This window comes from Bacillus sp. V3B (assembly GCF_024494465.1).
Classification (GTDB): domain Bacteria; phylum Bacillota; class Bacilli; order Bacillales; family Cytobacillaceae; genus Bacillus_BD.
Window position 1 is genome coordinate 274,609 of record NZ_JAETXM010000001.1, and the last position, 16,140, is coordinate 290,748.

15 protein-coding genes and 1 pseudogene are annotated in these 16,140 nt (G+C 37.1%); all 16 read left to right on the forward strand.

Features of this window, described 5'->3' with window-relative positions:
- Positions 1–15 precede the first annotated feature (15 nt).
- The 16 genes and pseudogenes from hemW to JMM81_RS01425 all read left to right on the forward strand — a co-directional run bounded on the left by hemW (position 16) and on the right by JMM81_RS01425 (position 16,002).
- Positions 16–1,149, forward strand: coding sequence for a radical SAM family heme chaperone HemW (hemW, locus tag JMM81_RS01350; protein ID WP_256239711.1), 1,134 nt, complete (start codon positions 16–18; stop codon positions 1,147–1,149).
- A 195-nt stretch (positions 1,150–1,344) separates the two neighbouring features.
- The gene (hrcA, locus tag JMM81_RS01355) at positions 1,345–2,376 is read left to right on the forward strand and encodes a heat-inducible transcriptional repressor HrcA (RefSeq protein ID WP_256240287.1); all 1,032 of its coding nucleotides are present in this window, start codon (positions 1,345–1,347) and stop codon (positions 2,374–2,376) included.
- Positions 2,377–2,489: 113 nt separating this feature from the next.
- Positions 2,490–3,095, forward strand: coding sequence for a nucleotide exchange factor GrpE (gene grpE, locus JMM81_RS01360; protein ID WP_256239712.1), 606 nt, complete (start codon positions 2,490–2,492; stop codon positions 3,093–3,095).
- A gap of 27 nt (positions 3,096–3,122) precedes the next feature.
- The gene (gene dnaK, locus JMM81_RS01365) at positions 3,123–4,952 is read left to right on the forward strand and encodes a molecular chaperone DnaK (RefSeq protein ID WP_256239713.1); all 1,830 of its coding nucleotides are present in this window, start codon (positions 3,123–3,125) and stop codon (positions 4,950–4,952) included.
- A gap of 458 nt (positions 4,953–5,410) precedes the next feature.
- Entirely contained in the window at positions 5,411–6,535 is a 1,125-nt protein-coding gene (gene dnaJ / locus JMM81_RS01370) for a molecular chaperone DnaJ (protein WP_256239714.1), read from the forward strand.
- A 21-nt stretch (positions 6,536–6,556) separates the two neighbouring features.
- The gene (gene prmA / locus JMM81_RS01375; RefSeq protein WP_256240288.1) at positions 6,557–7,495 is read left to right on the forward strand and encodes a 50S ribosomal protein L11 methyltransferase; all 939 of its coding nucleotides are present in this window, start codon (positions 6,557–6,559) and stop codon (positions 7,493–7,495) included.
- A gap of 143 nt (positions 7,496–7,638) precedes the next feature.
- On the forward strand, positions 7,639–8,388 hold the full coding sequence (locus JMM81_RS01380) for a 16S rRNA (uracil(1498)-N(3))-methyltransferase (RefSeq protein ID WP_256239715.1): 750 nt from the start codon (positions 7,639–7,641) through the stop codon (positions 8,386–8,388).
- A 7-nt stretch (positions 8,389–8,395) separates the two neighbouring features.
- Positions 8,396–9,745: a tRNA (N(6)-L-threonylcarbamoyladenosine(37)-C(2))-methylthiotransferase MtaB gene (gene mtaB, locus JMM81_RS01385; RefSeq protein ID WP_256239716.1), complete on the forward strand. Its 1,350-nt coding sequence runs from the start codon at positions 8,396–8,398 to the stop codon at positions 9,743–9,745.
- Positions 9,746–9,995: 250 nt separating this feature from the next.
- Positions 9,996–10,169 carry a 30S ribosomal protein S21 gene (rpsU, locus tag JMM81_RS01390; protein WP_015595024.1) on the forward strand — a complete coding sequence of 58 codons (174 nt, stop codon included), beginning with the start codon at positions 9,996–9,998 and terminating at the stop codon, positions 10,167–10,169.
- 15 nt (positions 10,170–10,184) lie between these two features.
- Positions 10,185–10,628 carry a GatB/YqeY domain-containing protein gene (locus tag JMM81_RS01395; RefSeq protein WP_256239717.1) on the forward strand — a complete coding sequence of 148 codons (444 nt, stop codon included), beginning with the start codon at positions 10,185–10,187 and terminating at the stop codon, positions 10,626–10,628.
- A gap of 321 nt (positions 10,629–10,949) precedes the next feature.
- Positions 10,950–11,615, forward strand: a pseudogene (locus JMM81_RS01400) (NfeD family protein); the annotation flags it as partial.
- 12 nt (positions 11,616–11,627) lie between these two features.
- Positions 11,628–12,629, forward strand: coding sequence for a flotillin-like protein FloA (floA, locus tag JMM81_RS01405; RefSeq protein ID WP_256239719.1), 1,002 nt, complete (start codon positions 11,628–11,630; stop codon positions 12,627–12,629).
- 35 nt (positions 12,630–12,664) lie between these two features.
- Positions 12,665–13,120, forward strand: a complete 456-nt coding sequence (locus JMM81_RS01410) for a hypothetical protein (protein ID WP_256239720.1) — start codon at positions 12,665–12,667, stop codon at positions 13,118–13,120.
- Between the two features lie 72 nt (positions 13,121–13,192).
- Entirely contained in the window at positions 13,193–13,477 is a 285-nt protein-coding gene (gene yqfC, locus JMM81_RS01415; RefSeq protein WP_256239721.1) for a sporulation protein YqfC, read from the forward strand.
- 375 nt (positions 13,478–13,852) lie between these two features.
- A complete protein-coding gene (gene yqfD, locus JMM81_RS01420; RefSeq protein ID WP_256239722.1) occupies positions 13,853–15,046 on the forward strand; it encodes a sporulation protein YqfD in 1,194 nt (397 codons plus the stop codon).
- Complete coding sequence (locus JMM81_RS01425) at positions 15,043–16,002, forward strand: PhoH family protein (RefSeq protein WP_256239723.1); 960 nt, start codon at positions 15,043–15,045, stop codon at positions 16,000–16,002. Before yqfD ends, JMM81_RS01425 begins: the two co-directional genes overlap by 4 nt.
- Positions 16,003–16,140: the final 138 nt, after the last annotated feature.

Here is a 16,140-nt window from a genome sequence, read left to right on the forward strand (position 1 = left end):
CAAGGGGAGTTAAATGTGGTACAAGCCGCCTATATTCATATTCCTTTTTGTGAGCATATCTGCCATTATTGCGATTTTAATAAAATTTTTTTAAAAGGACAGCCTGTAGATGAGTATTTAACAGCACTTGAAGAGGAAATAAAACTCACGCTAGCAGAGACACCAACAAAAGAATTGCATTCTATTTTTGTTGGAGGAGGAACGCCTACAGCATTGAATGTAACGCAACTTGAAAAACTTTGTCAGATCATTCGGGGGCATTTACCTTTCAATGAAAGAGTAGAGTTTACGTTTGAAGCAAATCCCGGTGATCTATCGACGGACAAGCTAAGGGTTCTTTATGATTCAGGTGTAAATCGACTTAGTTTTGGTGTTCAGTCCTTTAACGATGAACTTCTAAAAAAAATTGGTAGAACCCATAAGGCGGAAGATGTATTCCGTTCAGTTGATGCTGCAAAAAGGATTGGTTTTCATAATATTAGTCTAGATTTAATTTATAGCTTACCTGGTCAAACTCTAGAGGATTTTAAACAAACGTTAGAAACTTCTTTCTCATTGGAAACGACCCATTTTTCAGGGTACTCGCTTATTATCGAACCGAAAACCATTTTTTATCAATTGTTGAATAAAGGAAGGTTACAACTTCCTGATGAAGATGACGAAGCTGCGATGTATGAAATGCTAATGGACCAAATGAATAAGCATGGATATCAGCAATATGAAATCAGTAATTTTTCTAAAAAGGGTTATGAAAGTCGTCATAATTTAACGTATTGGAATAATGATTATTATTATGGTTTTGGAGCAGGTGCTCATAGTTATCTAAATGGAGTGAGACGGTCAAATTATGGTCCGTTAAAAAAATATATGACTCCAATTAAAAATCGTCAATTACCTATAATGGATGAGAATTTTTTAACAAGTAAAGAAATGTGGGAAGAAGAAATGTTTCTTGGGTTACGAAAAATAAAAGGTGTTTCAATCAATCATTTCTTACAAAAATTTGGTGAAAGTCCGCTTGTTATCTTTGAAAGTCAGATTGAGCAACTAAAGGAAAAAAAATTAATTGATGTGAGTGATAAATACATTTCTTTAACACAGCATGGTCGCTTCCTAGGGAACGAAGCATTTCAAGCATTTCTGTTATAACGGTTGTGTTCATGATGATTGTGGAAAAATACTTTTAAATCAGCAATGCAATTGTTTAACAAAGCCTTTATAACAGAAAAAATAATTTGGATTGGTTTAGAATTCGCATTTTTATTGACAGCCTACCCTCATATTTGATATTTTTATATTAGAATTAGCACTCGGGAGTAATGAGTGCTAACAGAGGTGATGAACATGTTAACCGATCGTCAATTGCTTATTCTGCAGGTGATCGTTGATGATTTCATCCAATTTGCCCAGCCGGTTGGTTCTCGGAGCTTAGCTAAAAAGGATGAGATATCGTTCAGTTCCGCCACAATTCGAAATGAAATGGCAGATTTAGAAGAACTAGGATTTATCGAAAAGACCCACACTTCTTCTGGTAGAATCCCATCAGAGAAGGGTTATCGATATTACGTTGATCATTTGCTTTCACCGCAGAAGTTAGATCATCATGAGATTCACACAATTAAGTCGATTTTTGCTGAACGAATCTATGAGATGGAAAAAATTGTCCAAAAGTCGGCCATGATTTTATCTGAGCTCACGAATTATACAGCTATTGTTCTCGGACCTGAGGGAAGGGAAAATAAGCTACGTAAAATTCAAATTGTTCCATTAAATAAAGAGACAGCAGTGGCGATTATTATAACGGATACGGGTCATGTGGAAAATAAGATGTTTTATTTGCCAGAATCCATAAATACAGGTGAAATTGAGAAGCTTGTCAATATTTTAAATGATCGCCTCGCAGGGGTTCCACTTGACCATTTGCATGATAAAATGCTCAAGGAAGTGGCCGTCCTTCTTCGTCAGCATATTCAAAACTATGATCTTATGTTGAATCTAATGGCTGATTCCCTAAAGGTATCGCATAATGAAAAGTTATTCTTCGGTGGAAAAACCAATATGCTTAGCCAACCGGAGTTTCATGATATCGATAAAGTACGTAATTTGCTTCAGTTAATTGAGCAAGAGGATGGTTTTTATGATATTATTCGGAAGAATCCGAGTGGCATTCATGTGAAGATCGGTCGAGAAAATAATAATTCTGTGATGGATGATTGTAGCTTCATTACTGCATCTTACTCGATTGGAAAGGAGCAATTAGGTTCCATTGCTATTCTTGGACCAACAAGAATGGAATATTCTCGAGTCATTAGTTTAATGGATTTTTTGTCGAAGGATTTAACAACGGTCTTAACAAAACTGTATCAAATGGAATAGACGTGGAAATATTGATAAGGGTGGAAGTTGCCTTTCCATCCCTTTCAATATGTTTTCATATAAAACTTTAATATTTATGTGCTTATGCATTTTATTTAAGGGAGGTGACAAGGATGACAAAAAAAGATTTAAATGAAGAAGAATCAATTATACAAACTGCTGGCGTAAAAGCAGAAGAAGAAGAAATTGAAGCTGTTTTTGCTGAAGGAGAGCTTCCAACAGAGGAAGAGAACAGCAATCAAGAGTTACAGGTTGAATTAGAAGAAGTTAAAAAGCAAAATGTAGAGTTAGCAGCGAAGCTTGAAGAGGCAGAAAATCGAATTCTTCGTATGCAAGCAGACTTTGAAAATTCCCGTCGCCGTGCAAGACTTGATCTTGAAGCGACTGAAAAATATAAATCACAAAGCTTAATTACTGAATTATTGCCTGCAATCGATAATTTTGAAAGAGCATTAAAAATGGAAGCGGACAATGACCAGGCTAAATCCTTATTAGAGGGGATGGAAATGGTTTATCGCAGCTTACTAGATGCTTTGAAAAAGGAAGGTGCAGAGCAGCTTGAAGTAGTTGGAAAAGAGTTTGATCCTCATTTGCATCAAGCCATTATGCAAGTAGAAGATTCAAATTTTGATTCTAACATTGTTGTAGAAGAATTACAAAAAGGCTATATGTTAAAGGATCGAATCATTCGTCCAGCGATGGTCAAAGTAAATCAATAATTACATATTGTTTGGGAGGAAAAAACTATGAGTAAAATCATTGGTATTGACTTAGGAACAACAAACTCTTGTGTTTCTGTTTTAGAAGGCGGGGAGCCAAAAGTAATTGCAAATCCAGAAGGCAACCGGACAACACCTTCTGTTGTTTCATTTAAAAATGGAGAACGTCAAGTGGGGGAAGTGGCTAAAAGACAAGCGGTTACTAACCCTAATACGATTATGTCGGTTAAACGTCATATGGGAACAAGTTATAAAGTTGAAGTAGAAGGGAAAGAATACAGCCCGCAAGAAATTTCAGCTATTATTCTTCAAAACCTAAAATCTTCAGCAGAAGCTTATCTTGGAGAACCTGTAACAAAGGCAGTTATTACAGTACCTGCTTATTTCAATGACGCTGAGCGCCAAGCAACAAAAGATGCTGGTAAAATTGCTGGTCTTGAAGTTGAACGTATTATCAACGAACCAACAGCAGCAGCACTTGCATATGGTCTTGATAAAACAGATGAAGATCAAACGATCCTTGTATACGATCTTGGAGGCGGTACGTTTGATGTGTCCATCCTTGAACTTGGTGATGGAGTATTTGAAGTAAAAGCAACAGCAGGAGACAATAAACTTGGTGGTGACGACTTCGACCAAGTCATTATTGATTATTTAGTAGATCAATTTAAGAAAGAGAACGGTATTGATCTTTCAAAAGATAAAATGGCTGTTCAGCGTTTGAAAGATGCAGCTGAAAAAGCGAAAAAAGATCTATCAGGTGTAACAAGTACGCAAATTTCCTTACCATTTATCACTGCTGGAGAAGCAGGTCCATTACACTTAGAAGTAACATTATCTCGTGCGAAATTTGAAGAGCTTTCTTCACAACTTGTGGAACGTACAATGGGTCCAACTCGTCAAGCATTAAGTGATGCAGGATTGTCCACTTCAGAAATTGACAAAGTTATTCTTGTTGGAGGATCTACTCGTATTCCAGCTGTACAAGAAGCGATTAAAAAAGCAACTGGGAAAGAACCACATAAAGGCGTAAACCCTGACGAAGTAGTAGCAATGGGTGCAGCTATTCAAGGTGGCGTTATCACAGGTGACGTCAAAGATGTTGTTCTATTAGACGTAACTCCGCTTTCACTAGGTATCGAAACAATGGGTGGTGTATTTACGAAGTTAATTGAGCGTAATACAACAATCCCTACTTCAAAATCACAAGTTTTCTCTACGGCTGCTGATAATCAAACAGCTGTTGATATTCACGTGCTACAAGGGGAACGTCCAATGGCTAACGATAACAAAACGCTTGGTCGTTTCCAATTAAGTGATATTCCTCCAGCACCTAGAGGGATTCCACAAGTTGAAGTATCGTTTGATATTGATAAAAATGGTATCGTAAATGTTCGTGCAAAAGACCTTGGTACGAATAAAGAACAAACCATTACGATTAAATCTTCAACAGGCTTGTCTGATGAAGAGATTGAAAAAATGGTGAAAGAAGCAGAACTTAATGCTGAAGCAGACCAAAAGCGTAAAGAAGAAGTAGAACTTCGAAATGAAGCGGACCAACTTATCTTTACAACTGAAAAAACATTGAAAGATCTTGAAGGTAAAGTAGACGAAGCAGAAGTTCAAAAAGCAAATGATGCGAAAGATGAACTAAAAGCTGCAATTGAGAAAAATGAGCTTGATGAAATTCGCACGAAGAAAGATGCTTTACAAGAAATTGTTCAAGCTCTATCTGTTAAGCTTTATGAAGAAGCTGCACAGCAAGCACAAGCTGCTGGAGGAGCAGAGGGTGAAGCTGGCGGAAAAGATGATAATGTTGTAGATGCAGACTTCGAAGAAGTAAAAGACGATAAATAGAAAAGGTCGGATAAGGTCGAAACGTCCTGTCATGCAGAGCCTGATTGATTTTTCTAAGGGCTAAAGCCCAAAGAAAAATCTTATTGCAACGCCGACACTCGTACATCCGTATAATTCGCGAAAGCGCCTTGTCCATGAGGAACGCAGACTAAAACCGCCACATCCTGTGGCAACGTCTGCATGATCCGCATCTTATGGGCCGCAAGCTTAAGACGAGTCGGCATGAAGGATTGTTCTTTAACCTTCATGATGGATTGGCTAGAAATAAGAGCGGCTAGGCGCTGTAGCTAGATAAATAAAAGCTTTGCTTAAGCAAAACCAGTTAAAAAAGTCAAAGTCAGGTCTAACTTGGCTTTGGCTTTTATTTTTTAGAGACATAGGAATATAGAATTTATTGCAAGAAGGATGAAAGAAATGTTACAATAATTTTTATGTGAAATGATCGGGGAGTGGCAATTATGAGTAAAAGAGATTATTATGAGGTACTTGGCGTAAGTAATAGTGCTTCAAAAGATGAAATAAAAAAAGCATATCGAAAACTTTCAAAGAAATATCATCCGGATATAAATAAAGAGCCGGATGCTGATGAGAAATTTAAAGAAGTAAAAGAAGCATATGAAGTATTAAGTGATGATCAAAAACGCTCCCACTATGATCAATTTGGGCACACTGATCCAAATCAAGGTTTTGGTGGTGGCGGTGATTTTGGTGGTTTCGGTGGTTTTGAGGATATTTTCAGCACCTTCTTTGGTGGTGGTGGCGGAAGACATCGTGACCCAAATGCGCCAAGACAAGGGGCGGACTTACAATATACGATGGCTTTAGCATTCGAGGATGCTGTTTTTGGTAAAGAAACAGAAATTGAAATACCACGTGAGGAAACATGTGAAACCTGTAATGGATCTGGTGCAAAAAAAGGAACCAAGCCAGAGACATGTTCACATTGTAATGGAAGTGGTCAATTAAATATTGAACAAAATACTCCATTTGGTAAAATCGTCAACAGACGTGTATGTACTTACTGTAATGGTACTGGTCAAGAAATTAAGCATAAATGTGCTACATGTGGTGGAGCAGGTAAGGTGAAGAAACGACGCAAAATTACTGTTAAAATCCCAGCTGGTATTGATGATGGACAGCAGTTGCGCATGAGCGGTCAAGGTGAACCAGGTGTTAACGGGGGACCAGCAGGAGATTTATATGTAGTGTTTCATATCCGCTCACATGAATTTTTTGAACGCGATGGTGAAGATGTTTATTGTGAAATGCCTATCACCTTTGCACAGGCTGCACTTGGAGATGAAATTGAAGTCCCAACCCTACATGGAAAAATAAAGTTGAAAGTGCCTTCAGGAACACAAACAGGAACAAAATTCCGTTTAAGAGGAAAAGGAATTCCAAATGTCAGAGGTCGTGGACAAGGTGATCAACATATCATTGTGAAAGTGATTACGCCAACCAAGCTGACAGAAAAACAAAAGCAATTACTAGAAGAATTTGCTGAAATTAGTGGGTCAGCTCTTAAGGATGATCAAGAAGAGGGATTTTTTGATAAAGTAAAAAGAGCCTTTAAGGGTGAATAATTAGGAATGGAGTTGGTAGTTTTGAAATGGTCAGAAATTAGTATTCATACGACAACTGAAGCAATCGAACCAATTTCAAATATTTTACATGAAGCAGGTGCTAGTGGGGTTGTGATTGAAGATCCATTTGAACTTGTAAGAGAAAGAGAAGATCGTTTCGGTGAAATCTACCAACTTGATCCAAAAGATTACCCTGAAGAAGGTGTTATGGTTAAGGCTTATTTGCCTATCAATAGCTTTTTAGGTGAAACGGTCGATGAAATCAAAGAAGCTATAAATAATTTGATTCTATATAATATCGATATCGGAAAAAACAGTGTATCTCTTTCTGAGGTTCATGAAGAAGAGTGGGCAACTGCTTGGAAAAAATATTATCATCCGGTAAAAATTTCTGAGCGTTTTACGATTGTTCCGACTTGGGAAGAGTATACACCAGTAAACAGTGATGAACTTATTATTGAATTAGATCCTGGAATGGCATTTGGCACTGGGACTCATCCAACTACCGTTATGAGTATTCAAGCATTGGAGCGAACCGTAAAAAAAGGTGATGCTGTTATTGATGTAGGTACAGGATCAGGAGTATTGAGTATTGCATCCGCAATGTTAGGTGCGGAGAAAGTTAGAGCATTAGATTTAGACGAAGTGGCTGTTCAGTCTGCAAAGTTAAATTTAAAGCTAAATAAGGTACATGATATTGTAGATGTTTCACAAAATAATCTGCTTGAAGGCATTAGTGAGACCGCTGATGTCATTGTGGCAAATATTCTTGCAGAAGTGATTTTACGTTTTACCGAAGATGCGGCTAAACTTGTTAAGCCGGATGGATACTTTATTACAGCTGGTATTATCCAACCGAAAAAAGAGCAAGTAAAGGAATCTATTGAAGCCGCTGGTTTTGAGATAATAGAAACATTGCAAATGGAAGACTGGGTCGCTTTTATTGCAAAAAGAAAATAAGTTTAAAAAAGGGTTTGTGTTTTTTTACACACCCTTTTTATCTATTTTGCGATAATAGTTAGTTGCAGCGGCTAGTTGCTTAAGGTCTTTCGTTTATCACAGTTTTACAAGTTGCTTTCACTTTATATAAGGACGGTGCAGGGATGCAACGATATTTTGCTTCCTATTCAACAGAAAATGATTGTTTTATAGTCACTGGCGAGGATTGTCATCATATCGCTAAAGTTATGAGGATGAAGGAAAAGGATCAAATTATTTGTGTTAGTGAAGAACAAAGAACGGCTGTATGTTCGATTGCAGAAATTTCCACTGACTTCGTTAAGGCTTATGTTATAGAATGGAAAGAAGAGTCTGTCGAGCTACCTGTTCATGTAACCATTGTGAGCGGATTGCCTAAAGGGGATAAGCTTGAGTGGATTATTCAAAAGGGTACTGAACTTGGAGCCGCACAGTTTATCCCTTTTACTGCAGCTCGTTCTGTCGTAAAGTGGGATGAAAAAAAAGCAGATAAAAAAGTAAACCGTTGGACAAGAATTGCGAAAGAGGCTGCTGAACAATCCCATCGAAGTTTAGTACCAGAGGTTATGCACCCTTTAAATATGAAGGCCCTTATTAAAGCAGGAGAGCCATATGATGTGAAATTGATCGCTTTTGAGGAAAAGGCTAAAGAGGGAGAAACGTCCGTTCTCACTAGAAACTTGCAGCAACTCAAAGCCGGTTCATCTCTTTTGATCGTTTTTGGTCCTGAAGGTGGTTTAACTTCTGAAGAAGTAGAAATACTGACAAAAAACGGTTATCAAGCCTGTGGACTAGGGCCAAGAATTTTACGGACAGAAACAGCCCCATTATATTTATTATCCGCTGTTTCCTATCATTTAGAATTATTGAGGTGAAGTATTCATGCAAACAGTTGCATTCCATACACTAGGTTGTAAAGTAAATCATTATGAAACAGAAGCGATCTGGCAAATTTTCAAACAAGAAGGCTATGAGCGCGTTGAATTTGAATCGAGATCAGATGTTTATATTATCAATACTTGTACGGTAACGAATACTGGTGATAAAAAAAGTCGCCAAGTTATTCGTCGAGCAATCAGAAAAAATCCGGATGCAGTTGTTTGTGTTACAGGTTGTTATGCTCAAACTTCTCCTGCAGAAATTATGGCAATTCCAGGGGTAGATATTGTTATCGGAACTCAAGATCGAATGAAAATGCTTTCCTATATTGAAGAGTACAAAAAAGAACGTCAACCAATTAATGCCGTTGGAAATATTATGAAAAGTCGTGTGTACGAAGAATTAGATGTTCCTGCCTTTACAGATCGAACTCGAGCTTCCTTGAAAATTCAGGAGGGTTGTAATAACTTTTGTACGTTCTGTATTATTCCATGGGCTAGAGGTTTAATGCGTTCTCGGGACCCGAAAGAAGTTATTCGTCAAGCACAACAACTTGTGGATGCAGGCTACAAAGAGATTGTTTTGACTGGAATTCATACAGGTGGATATGGTGAAGATATGAAGGATTACAACTTTGCTAGGCTTCTAAAAGATTTGGAGGCACAGGTAAAAGGGCTAAAAAGACTTCGTATTTCTTCAATTGAAGCAAGCCAAATTACTGACGAAGTAATTGAAGTGATCGATCAATCAAACGTAATCGTTAGACATTTGCATATTCCGATTCAATCCGCCTCCAACACGGTTTTGAAAAGAATGAGAAGAAAATATACAATGGAGTTCTTTGCAGAAAGACTATCTCGATTGAAAGAGGCTCTTCCAGGTTTGGCGGTTACTTCTGATGTCATTGTTGGTTTCCCAGGAGAGACAGAAGAAGAGTTCATGGAAACATATCAATTTGTAAAAGATCATCAATTTTCTGAGCTTCACGTATTCCCTTATTCAAAAAGGACAGGCACTCCAGCTGCGAGAATGGATGATCAGGTAGATGAAGAAGTGAAAAATGAGCGTGTTCATCGTCTAATCTCTTTGTCTGATCAGTTAGCAAAGGAATATGCTTCAACGTTTGAAGGAGAAGTTCTTGAAGTGATTCCAGAGGAAAGATACAAAGAAGGTTCAGATAAAGGTTTATTTGTTGGTTTTACAGACAATTATTTGAAGGTGGTCTTTCCAGCGACAGAAGAAATGATTGGTAAAATTGTAAAAGTAAAAATAGAAACATCTGGTTATCCTTATAGTGAGGGTCATTTTGTTCGAGTGTTAGAAGACGGTGAACTAAGTGATCAGGCTGTTTAGTGATAATAATGCTCTTTCAATAGATGTGTTCTGTAGTTTTAGTTATAATATAAGAATGGATAAGTTTTCTGAACTTGGCTTGTGACCTCGAGATTGAAATATAGAATAAAAATGTATCTTTTCGTCAAAAACACATAGAAGCAGGTCGAATTTCAGTTGACCTTGTTTCTCTATTATATTATAATTGCAAAGTACATGATATTCCATGTGTTTGATGTAAGTGTGTTGTGCTCGGAGGGAGGGAAAGAGAATGTCTAAAACTGTCGTTCGTAAAAACGAATCGCTTGAAGATGCTCTTCGACGCTTCAAACGTACTGTTTCTAAATCAGGTACTATACAAGAAGCTAGAAAGCGCGAATTCTATGAAAAACCTAGCGTAAAACGTAAGAAGAAGTCTGAAGCTGCAAGAAAACGTAAGTTCTAAGAGAGGGTGTAATTCATGAGTCTTCTCGAACGTTTAAATTCTGATATAAAGCAAGCTATGAAAAACAAAGAAAAAGATAAGCTTACTGTCATTCGAATGATTAAGTCTTCGATTCAAAATGAAGCAATCAAGTCTGGCAAAGCGTTATCTGAAGAAGACGAATTAACTGTCCTTTCACGTGAAGTCAAACAGCGCAAGGACTCCCTCCACGAATTTGATAAAGCAGGTCGACAAGATCTTGTTGAAAAAATTCGTACTGAATTACAGTACGTAGAGTTATATATGCCTAAGCAGCTTTCTGAAAAAGAAGTGACTGAAATTGTTAAACAAGCTATTTCAGAAACAGGTGCTTCATCAAAAGCAGAAATGGGTAAAGTGATGGCAGTAATTATGCCAAAGGTTAAAGGAAAAGCAGATGGATCGCTTGTAAATAAACTTGTACAACAACACCTTTCATAAAAAAAATTTGATTAACCAGTATAAAAGACTGCAGGGAACTGCAGTCTTTTTAACATTTTTACCGTGTTAATGATGATCGCTTAGAAAATTGCCTTTTGTGTAGGTAAGCTTGATCTTTTAATAAAACCAACATTTTAATAAAAATGAAACTATTTCATTTTATAAACGTAATGTATATTAGGTTAAAATAATGAAAGGAGGATACTATGGATGGTAAGAAGATACCGTGCATTTATATCTAGTTTATTGGCTGTTTTTCTGCTTGCTTATCCAATTTATGTTAACGCTTTTACGGTAATTAGAGATGGACAAACAAACAGTACTTTTCTGTATCAACTTGCTGAGTTTATCACCAATCCAATTGTCATCCCTATTTTATTAACAATCGGTTTTTTAGGATTTGTCGTTGAATTGTTTACCCCAAGGATTGGACTTCCTGGAATAATTGGTCTTTTAGGATTCCTTTTGTTTTTCTATGGACATTTAGTTGTAGGGTTGGCAGACCTAAACACGGTCATATTATTTGTTGTCGGAATTGTTCTTATTTTATTAGAATTAGTATTACCAGGTGGGATTATTGGTATTTTGGGATTTGCGGCTTTTTTAGCTAGCTTTTTTCTTGCGGCTGAGGATTTCGTTCATACTGGCATTTCTTTACTTATTGCGTTTGTGATTTCGATTTTAGCCTCAGTGGTTATGATAAAGGTGTATGATAAAAAAATGAAGTTTTTTAAAAAGTTAATTTTAACAGATTCAACAAGTACAGAAAGTGGATATGTGTCCAACCGAAATCGAACAGAACTAATTGGCATTAGTGGTTATGCTTTAACAGATTTACGTCCCTCTGGTACGATTATTCTAGAGGATGAAAGAGTTGATGTTGTTTCAGAAGGTGGCTTTATCAAGAAAGGTGCCACAGTAAAGGTTGTAAAGGTGGAAGGTTCCAGAATTGTTGTTCGAGAAGTAATGAATTTAAAAAAAGATTAGAGGAGGATTATAATGGTCATAAATGCAGGATCAGCAATATTAATAATAGCTATTGTTTTAGGAATTATTTTATTGGCTATTTTATTTACTTTTGTCCCTGTTATGCTATGGATTTCAGCTCTTGCTGCTGGGGTACGGGTAAGTATTTTTACATTAATTGGGATGAGGCTTAGAAGGGTTATTCCGAATCGTGTGATTAACCCTTTAATTAAAGCGCATAAAGCAGGGTTAAATGTAACAACAAACCATCTTGAAAGTCATTATTTAGCAGGTGGTAATGTTGACCGAGTTGTTAATGCTTTAATTGCAGCTCATCGTGCAAATATTGAATTGAGTTTCGAAAGATGTGCTGCTATTGATCTAGCAGGTAGAGATGTATTAGAAGCGGTGCAAATGAGTGTTAACCCGAAAGTGATTGAGACTCCGTTTATTGCCGGTGTTGCAATGGATGGGATCGAAGTGAAAGCAAAAGCAAGAATAACGGTTAGAGCCAACATCGATCGACTTGTTGGTGGTGCAGGAGAAGATACGATTATAGCTCGTGTTGGGGAAGGTGTTATCTCAACGATTGGTTCATCGGCACATCATAGTAAAGTATTAGAAAATCCAGATATGATCTCACAAACAGTCCTTGCTAAAGGTTTAGATTCAGGTACTGCTTTTGAAATATTATCGATCGATATTGCAGATGTGGATATCGGTAAAAATATTGGTGCAAATTTACAAACAGAACAGGCTGAAGCTGATAAGAAGATTGCTCAAGCGAAGGCGGAAGAACGTCGTGCAATGGCAGTAGCACAAGAACAAGAAATGAAAGCACGGGTCGAAGAGATGAGAGCTAAAGTTGTTGAATCAGAAGCAACTGTCCCATTAGCTATGGCTGAAGCACTTAAAGAAGGAAATCTAGGTGTGATGGATTATATGAATTTGCAAAATATTACTGCTGACACAGACATGCGGGATTCCATTGGAAGAATGTCAGGCTCTAAAGACGATAAGCCTAATAGGGATTGAGGTTATGGTTAAACAGGTAGAAGGGAGGTTCTCTAGTGGGTTTTGAATTCTTCTTCGATAATCCTTTTATACTCATTATATTGATTGCTGTGCTTTCTTCATTATTTAAAAAGAGGAAAGGGAAAACAGAAAGCAAAGAAAGAACCTATCATCCTAAGGAAAATAAGCAAACAAAACCAATCAGTTCTTTTGATGAAGTAAAAGAAATATTTAAGGAAGTGACTCGTTCATTTTCAGAAGAAACAACCTCTTCAGATCGAAAAATAGAGAAGCCAATAGTACACCAGAAAACTGAGGAGTTATATCAGCAAATGGCTACTGATAAACAATTAAAATCAGTGGAGCCACAATCATTGCCTATTCAAGAAAAGCCAGAAAGTAAAGAAATTGATCTTGATCAAACGAAATTAGTGGATGCGGTTATTTGGTCCGAAATTCTAGGCCCCCCACGTGCAAAAAAACCTTATATGAAATCGAGATATAGAAATTAGGGTCGTGGAGAAAAAAAGGTGCTAGAACCCCTTTTCATTTCATACATATGAGATGAAAGGGGGTTCTTTTTTATGGCGAAAAAGTGGGGACATTACCTCCGAAATTGGGTAACAAAAAATATGGAACTTCCTCAGGATGTCATGATGGACTTACCCCGTATAACGATGATTGGACATATACATATTTATATCGAAAACCATCGTGGACTGATTACCTTTTCAGATAAAGAACTTAGACTGCTTTTGAAACAAGGGCAGCTATTAATAAAAGGAAAAGCATTCATCATCAAGGCTATAATGCCGGAAGAAATCTTATTAGAAGGAAAAATAGACCAAGTCATTTACATTCAAGAATAAAAGCTTTGGGACCTAAATCGAGGAACATCGACTAAAACCTGCCACGTCCTGTCACGCAGAGCCTGATTGGTTTTTCTAAGGGCTCTAACATTTAACAGTCCAAGGAAAAATCTTATGGCGAACGTCGACGTCCACACAGCCTGTACAAGTGCGACTAACTTAAGACAAGCACTAGTAGAAGAAAACTTTGCCTTTAGAAGTGATTGACTTCAGACCTCGAGCGGCTAGGTGGCAAAGCTGGATAAGATTAAAAGCTATAAAAAAGCGAGTCGGTTAAAAAACGCAATGTCCTTTTGCAAAAACCGTCTCTTACAAGTCTTGTGCAAGGAAGGCATCGTCTTCTTTATGAACAAGTAATTAGTGGGGAGGATAGGGATGAAGAACCGCTGGCTCATTTTTTTTCCTGGTATGATAACCGTTAAGATAACTGGCAAAGGTCTCGAACGATTCATCAACATATTAACAAGAAGTGGTTTTTTAATTTGGGAAGTTAGACGACTAGGTGTTCAATCGATTACATTTAAAATGAAGTTAAATGATGTAAAGAAATTTAGACATTATGCCAGAGGTAGTGGTTGTCGAATTGAATTTATAAAAGGTGAAGGTTTTCCTTTCCTACTGAAAAGGTTATTTCATAATAGTGGGTTCTTGGTAGGGGCAATCCTTTTTATGTTTGTCATTTTACTTTTATCGAATATGATTTGGGGTATCCATGTAAAAGGAGCAGATCCTGCAACAGAATACAAAATTCACAAAGAATTAGACAAGTTGGGAGTCAAAGTTGGAAAACTTCAATTCTTTGTTGATAATGTAGAATCGATTCAACGTCAGTTAACAAACAATATTGAAGAAATTACATGGGTTGGTGTTGAATTACAGGGGACAGCTTATCATCTTCAAGTGGTGGAAAAAAATGAACCAAAGCAACCTGAATACTTAAGCCCACAGAATCTTGTTGCGAAAAAAAAGGCAGTAATTGTGGACATGTTTGTTGAAGAAGGGCAAGCAGTTGTTGATATTCATGACAAGGTAGAAGAAGGACAATTACTTGTATCGGGATTAATAGGGAAGGAAGGTCAAAATCTACAAGTTCCAGCGAAAGGTGAAATATGGGGAGAAACATGGTATAAATCAGATGTTGAATTGCCGATAAAGAGTACCTTTCAAGTATATAACGGGAACGAGAAACAGAAGTATTATATAAAAATAGCTGACTTTAAAATACCTATATGGGGTTTTGGGAAAATAGACTTTAAAGAATATGAAACAGAATCGAACGAAAAGAACATTAACTTTATGAAATGGATTCTTCCGTTTTCATTTATAAGTGATACACATCGTGAAAATGAGGAGGAGACAAGGATTTATTCGAAAGAAGAAGCTTTCAAAGTAGCAAAAGAAATGGCGAAATTAGATATAAAAAACCGTTTATCTGAAGATGCTATAATCAAAGGAGAAAAAGTTTTGCACCAATCAATAGACAATGGTAAAGTAACTATATCAATACATTTCCAAATTATCGAAAATATTGCTGAAGGAAAACCAATTATTCAAGGAGAGTCGGAATGACAGAAGATTTGAAAACAATGAATGTTCAGTTGATGAATTCTAATGAGGCAATTACCTTAATTGGTAATGCCGATGCGAATCTTAAAGTGATCGAACAAGAACTTGGTGTGTCAATCATCACTAGAGGTGAGACTGTTTATGTTTCAGGAGATATTGAACATGTAGAGTTGGTTGGCAACATTTTAGAAGCCCTGCTGCATGTAATTCGAAGAGGCATTACGATCGGTCAAAGAGATGTAACATACGCCATCCAAATGGCTAAAAAAGGAACACTTGACCAATTTAAAGATTTATTTGAAGAGGAAATAGCCAAAAACGCAAAAGGGAAATCCATACGTGTTAAAACACTTGGTCAACGCCACTATGTTTCGGCAATGAAGAAAAGAGATCTTGTGTTTGGGATTGGTCCTGCAGGTACGGGGAAAACGTATTTAGCTGTTGTTATGGCTGTCAATGCTTTAAGAAGTGGTGAAGTTAAAAGAATTATTTTGACACGTCCGGCTGTGGAAGCTGGTGAGAGTCTTGGATTTTTGCCGGGAGATTTAAAAGAGAAAGTGGATCCTTATTTGAGACCGCTTTATGATTCATTGCATGATATTCTTGGTACGGAACATACTCAAAGGTTAATGGAGCGAGGGATTATTGAAATTGCTCCGTTGGCCTATATGAGGGGAAGAACACTTGATGATGCATACGTTATTCTAGACGAAGCACAAAACACAACGATGGCTCAGATGAAGATGTTTTTAACACGTCTAGGTTTTGGCTCGAAGATGGTCATTACAGGCGATAAAACACAGATTGATCTTCCAAAGGGTGTGACCTCAGGGTTAATGATTGCCGAGGAAATTTTACATGATGTATCTGGAATCAAATTTATTTATCTTGAACAAAGTGATGTCGTTCGTCATCCCCTCGTTGCAAAAATTATTCAAGCTTATGAAAATAAAGAGTAAAAGTATAAGCGCCTTGCTTAGCCTTGAGCATAGCAGAAGACGAGTCGTCAAGAAGTTTGTTCTTTAACCTTCTTGACAGAATAGCTTATGGCTCGAGTCCCTAGGAGCTGATACTAGACAGGGCTTGTTACCTTAAGG

Coding starts and splice junctions, on each gene's coding strand:
- hrcA (WP_256240287.1), top strand. CDS start 1,345: ATGTTAACCGATCGTCAATTGCTTATTCTGCAGGTGATCGTTGATGAT.
- grpE (WP_256239712.1), top strand. CDS start 2,490: ATGACAAAAAAAGATTTAAATGAAGAAGAATCAATTATACAAACTGCT.
- dnaK (WP_256239713.1), top strand. CDS start 3,123: ATGAGTAAAATCATTGGTATTGACTTAGGAACAACAAACTCTTGTGTT.
- dnaJ (WP_256239714.1), top strand. CDS start 5,411: ATGAGTAAAAGAGATTATTATGAGGTACTTGGCGTAAGTAATAGTGCT.
- JMM81_RS01380 (WP_256239715.1), top strand. CDS start 7,639: ATGCAACGATATTTTGCTTCCTATTCAACAGAAAATGATTGTTTTATA.
- mtaB (WP_256239716.1), top strand. CDS start 8,396: ATGCAAACAGTTGCATTCCATACACTAGGTTGTAAAGTAAATCATTAT.
- rpsU (WP_015595024.1), top strand. CDS start 9,996: ATGTCTAAAACTGTCGTTCGTAAAAACGAATCGCTTGAAGATGCTCTT.
- JMM81_RS01395 (WP_256239717.1), top strand. CDS start 10,185: ATGAGTCTTCTCGAACGTTTAAATTCTGATATAAAGCAAGCTATGAAA.
- floA (WP_256239719.1), top strand. CDS start 11,628: ATGGTCATAAATGCAGGATCAGCAATATTAATAATAGCTATTGTTTTA.
- yqfC (WP_256239721.1), top strand. CDS start 13,193: ATGGCGAAAAAGTGGGGACATTACCTCCGAAATTGGGTAACAAAAAAT.
- yqfD (WP_256239722.1), top strand. CDS start 13,853: ATGAAGAACCGCTGGCTCATTTTTTTTCCTGGTATGATAACCGTTAAG.
- JMM81_RS01425 (WP_256239723.1), top strand. CDS start 15,043: ATGACAGAAGATTTGAAAACAATGAATGTTCAGTTGATGAATTCTAAT.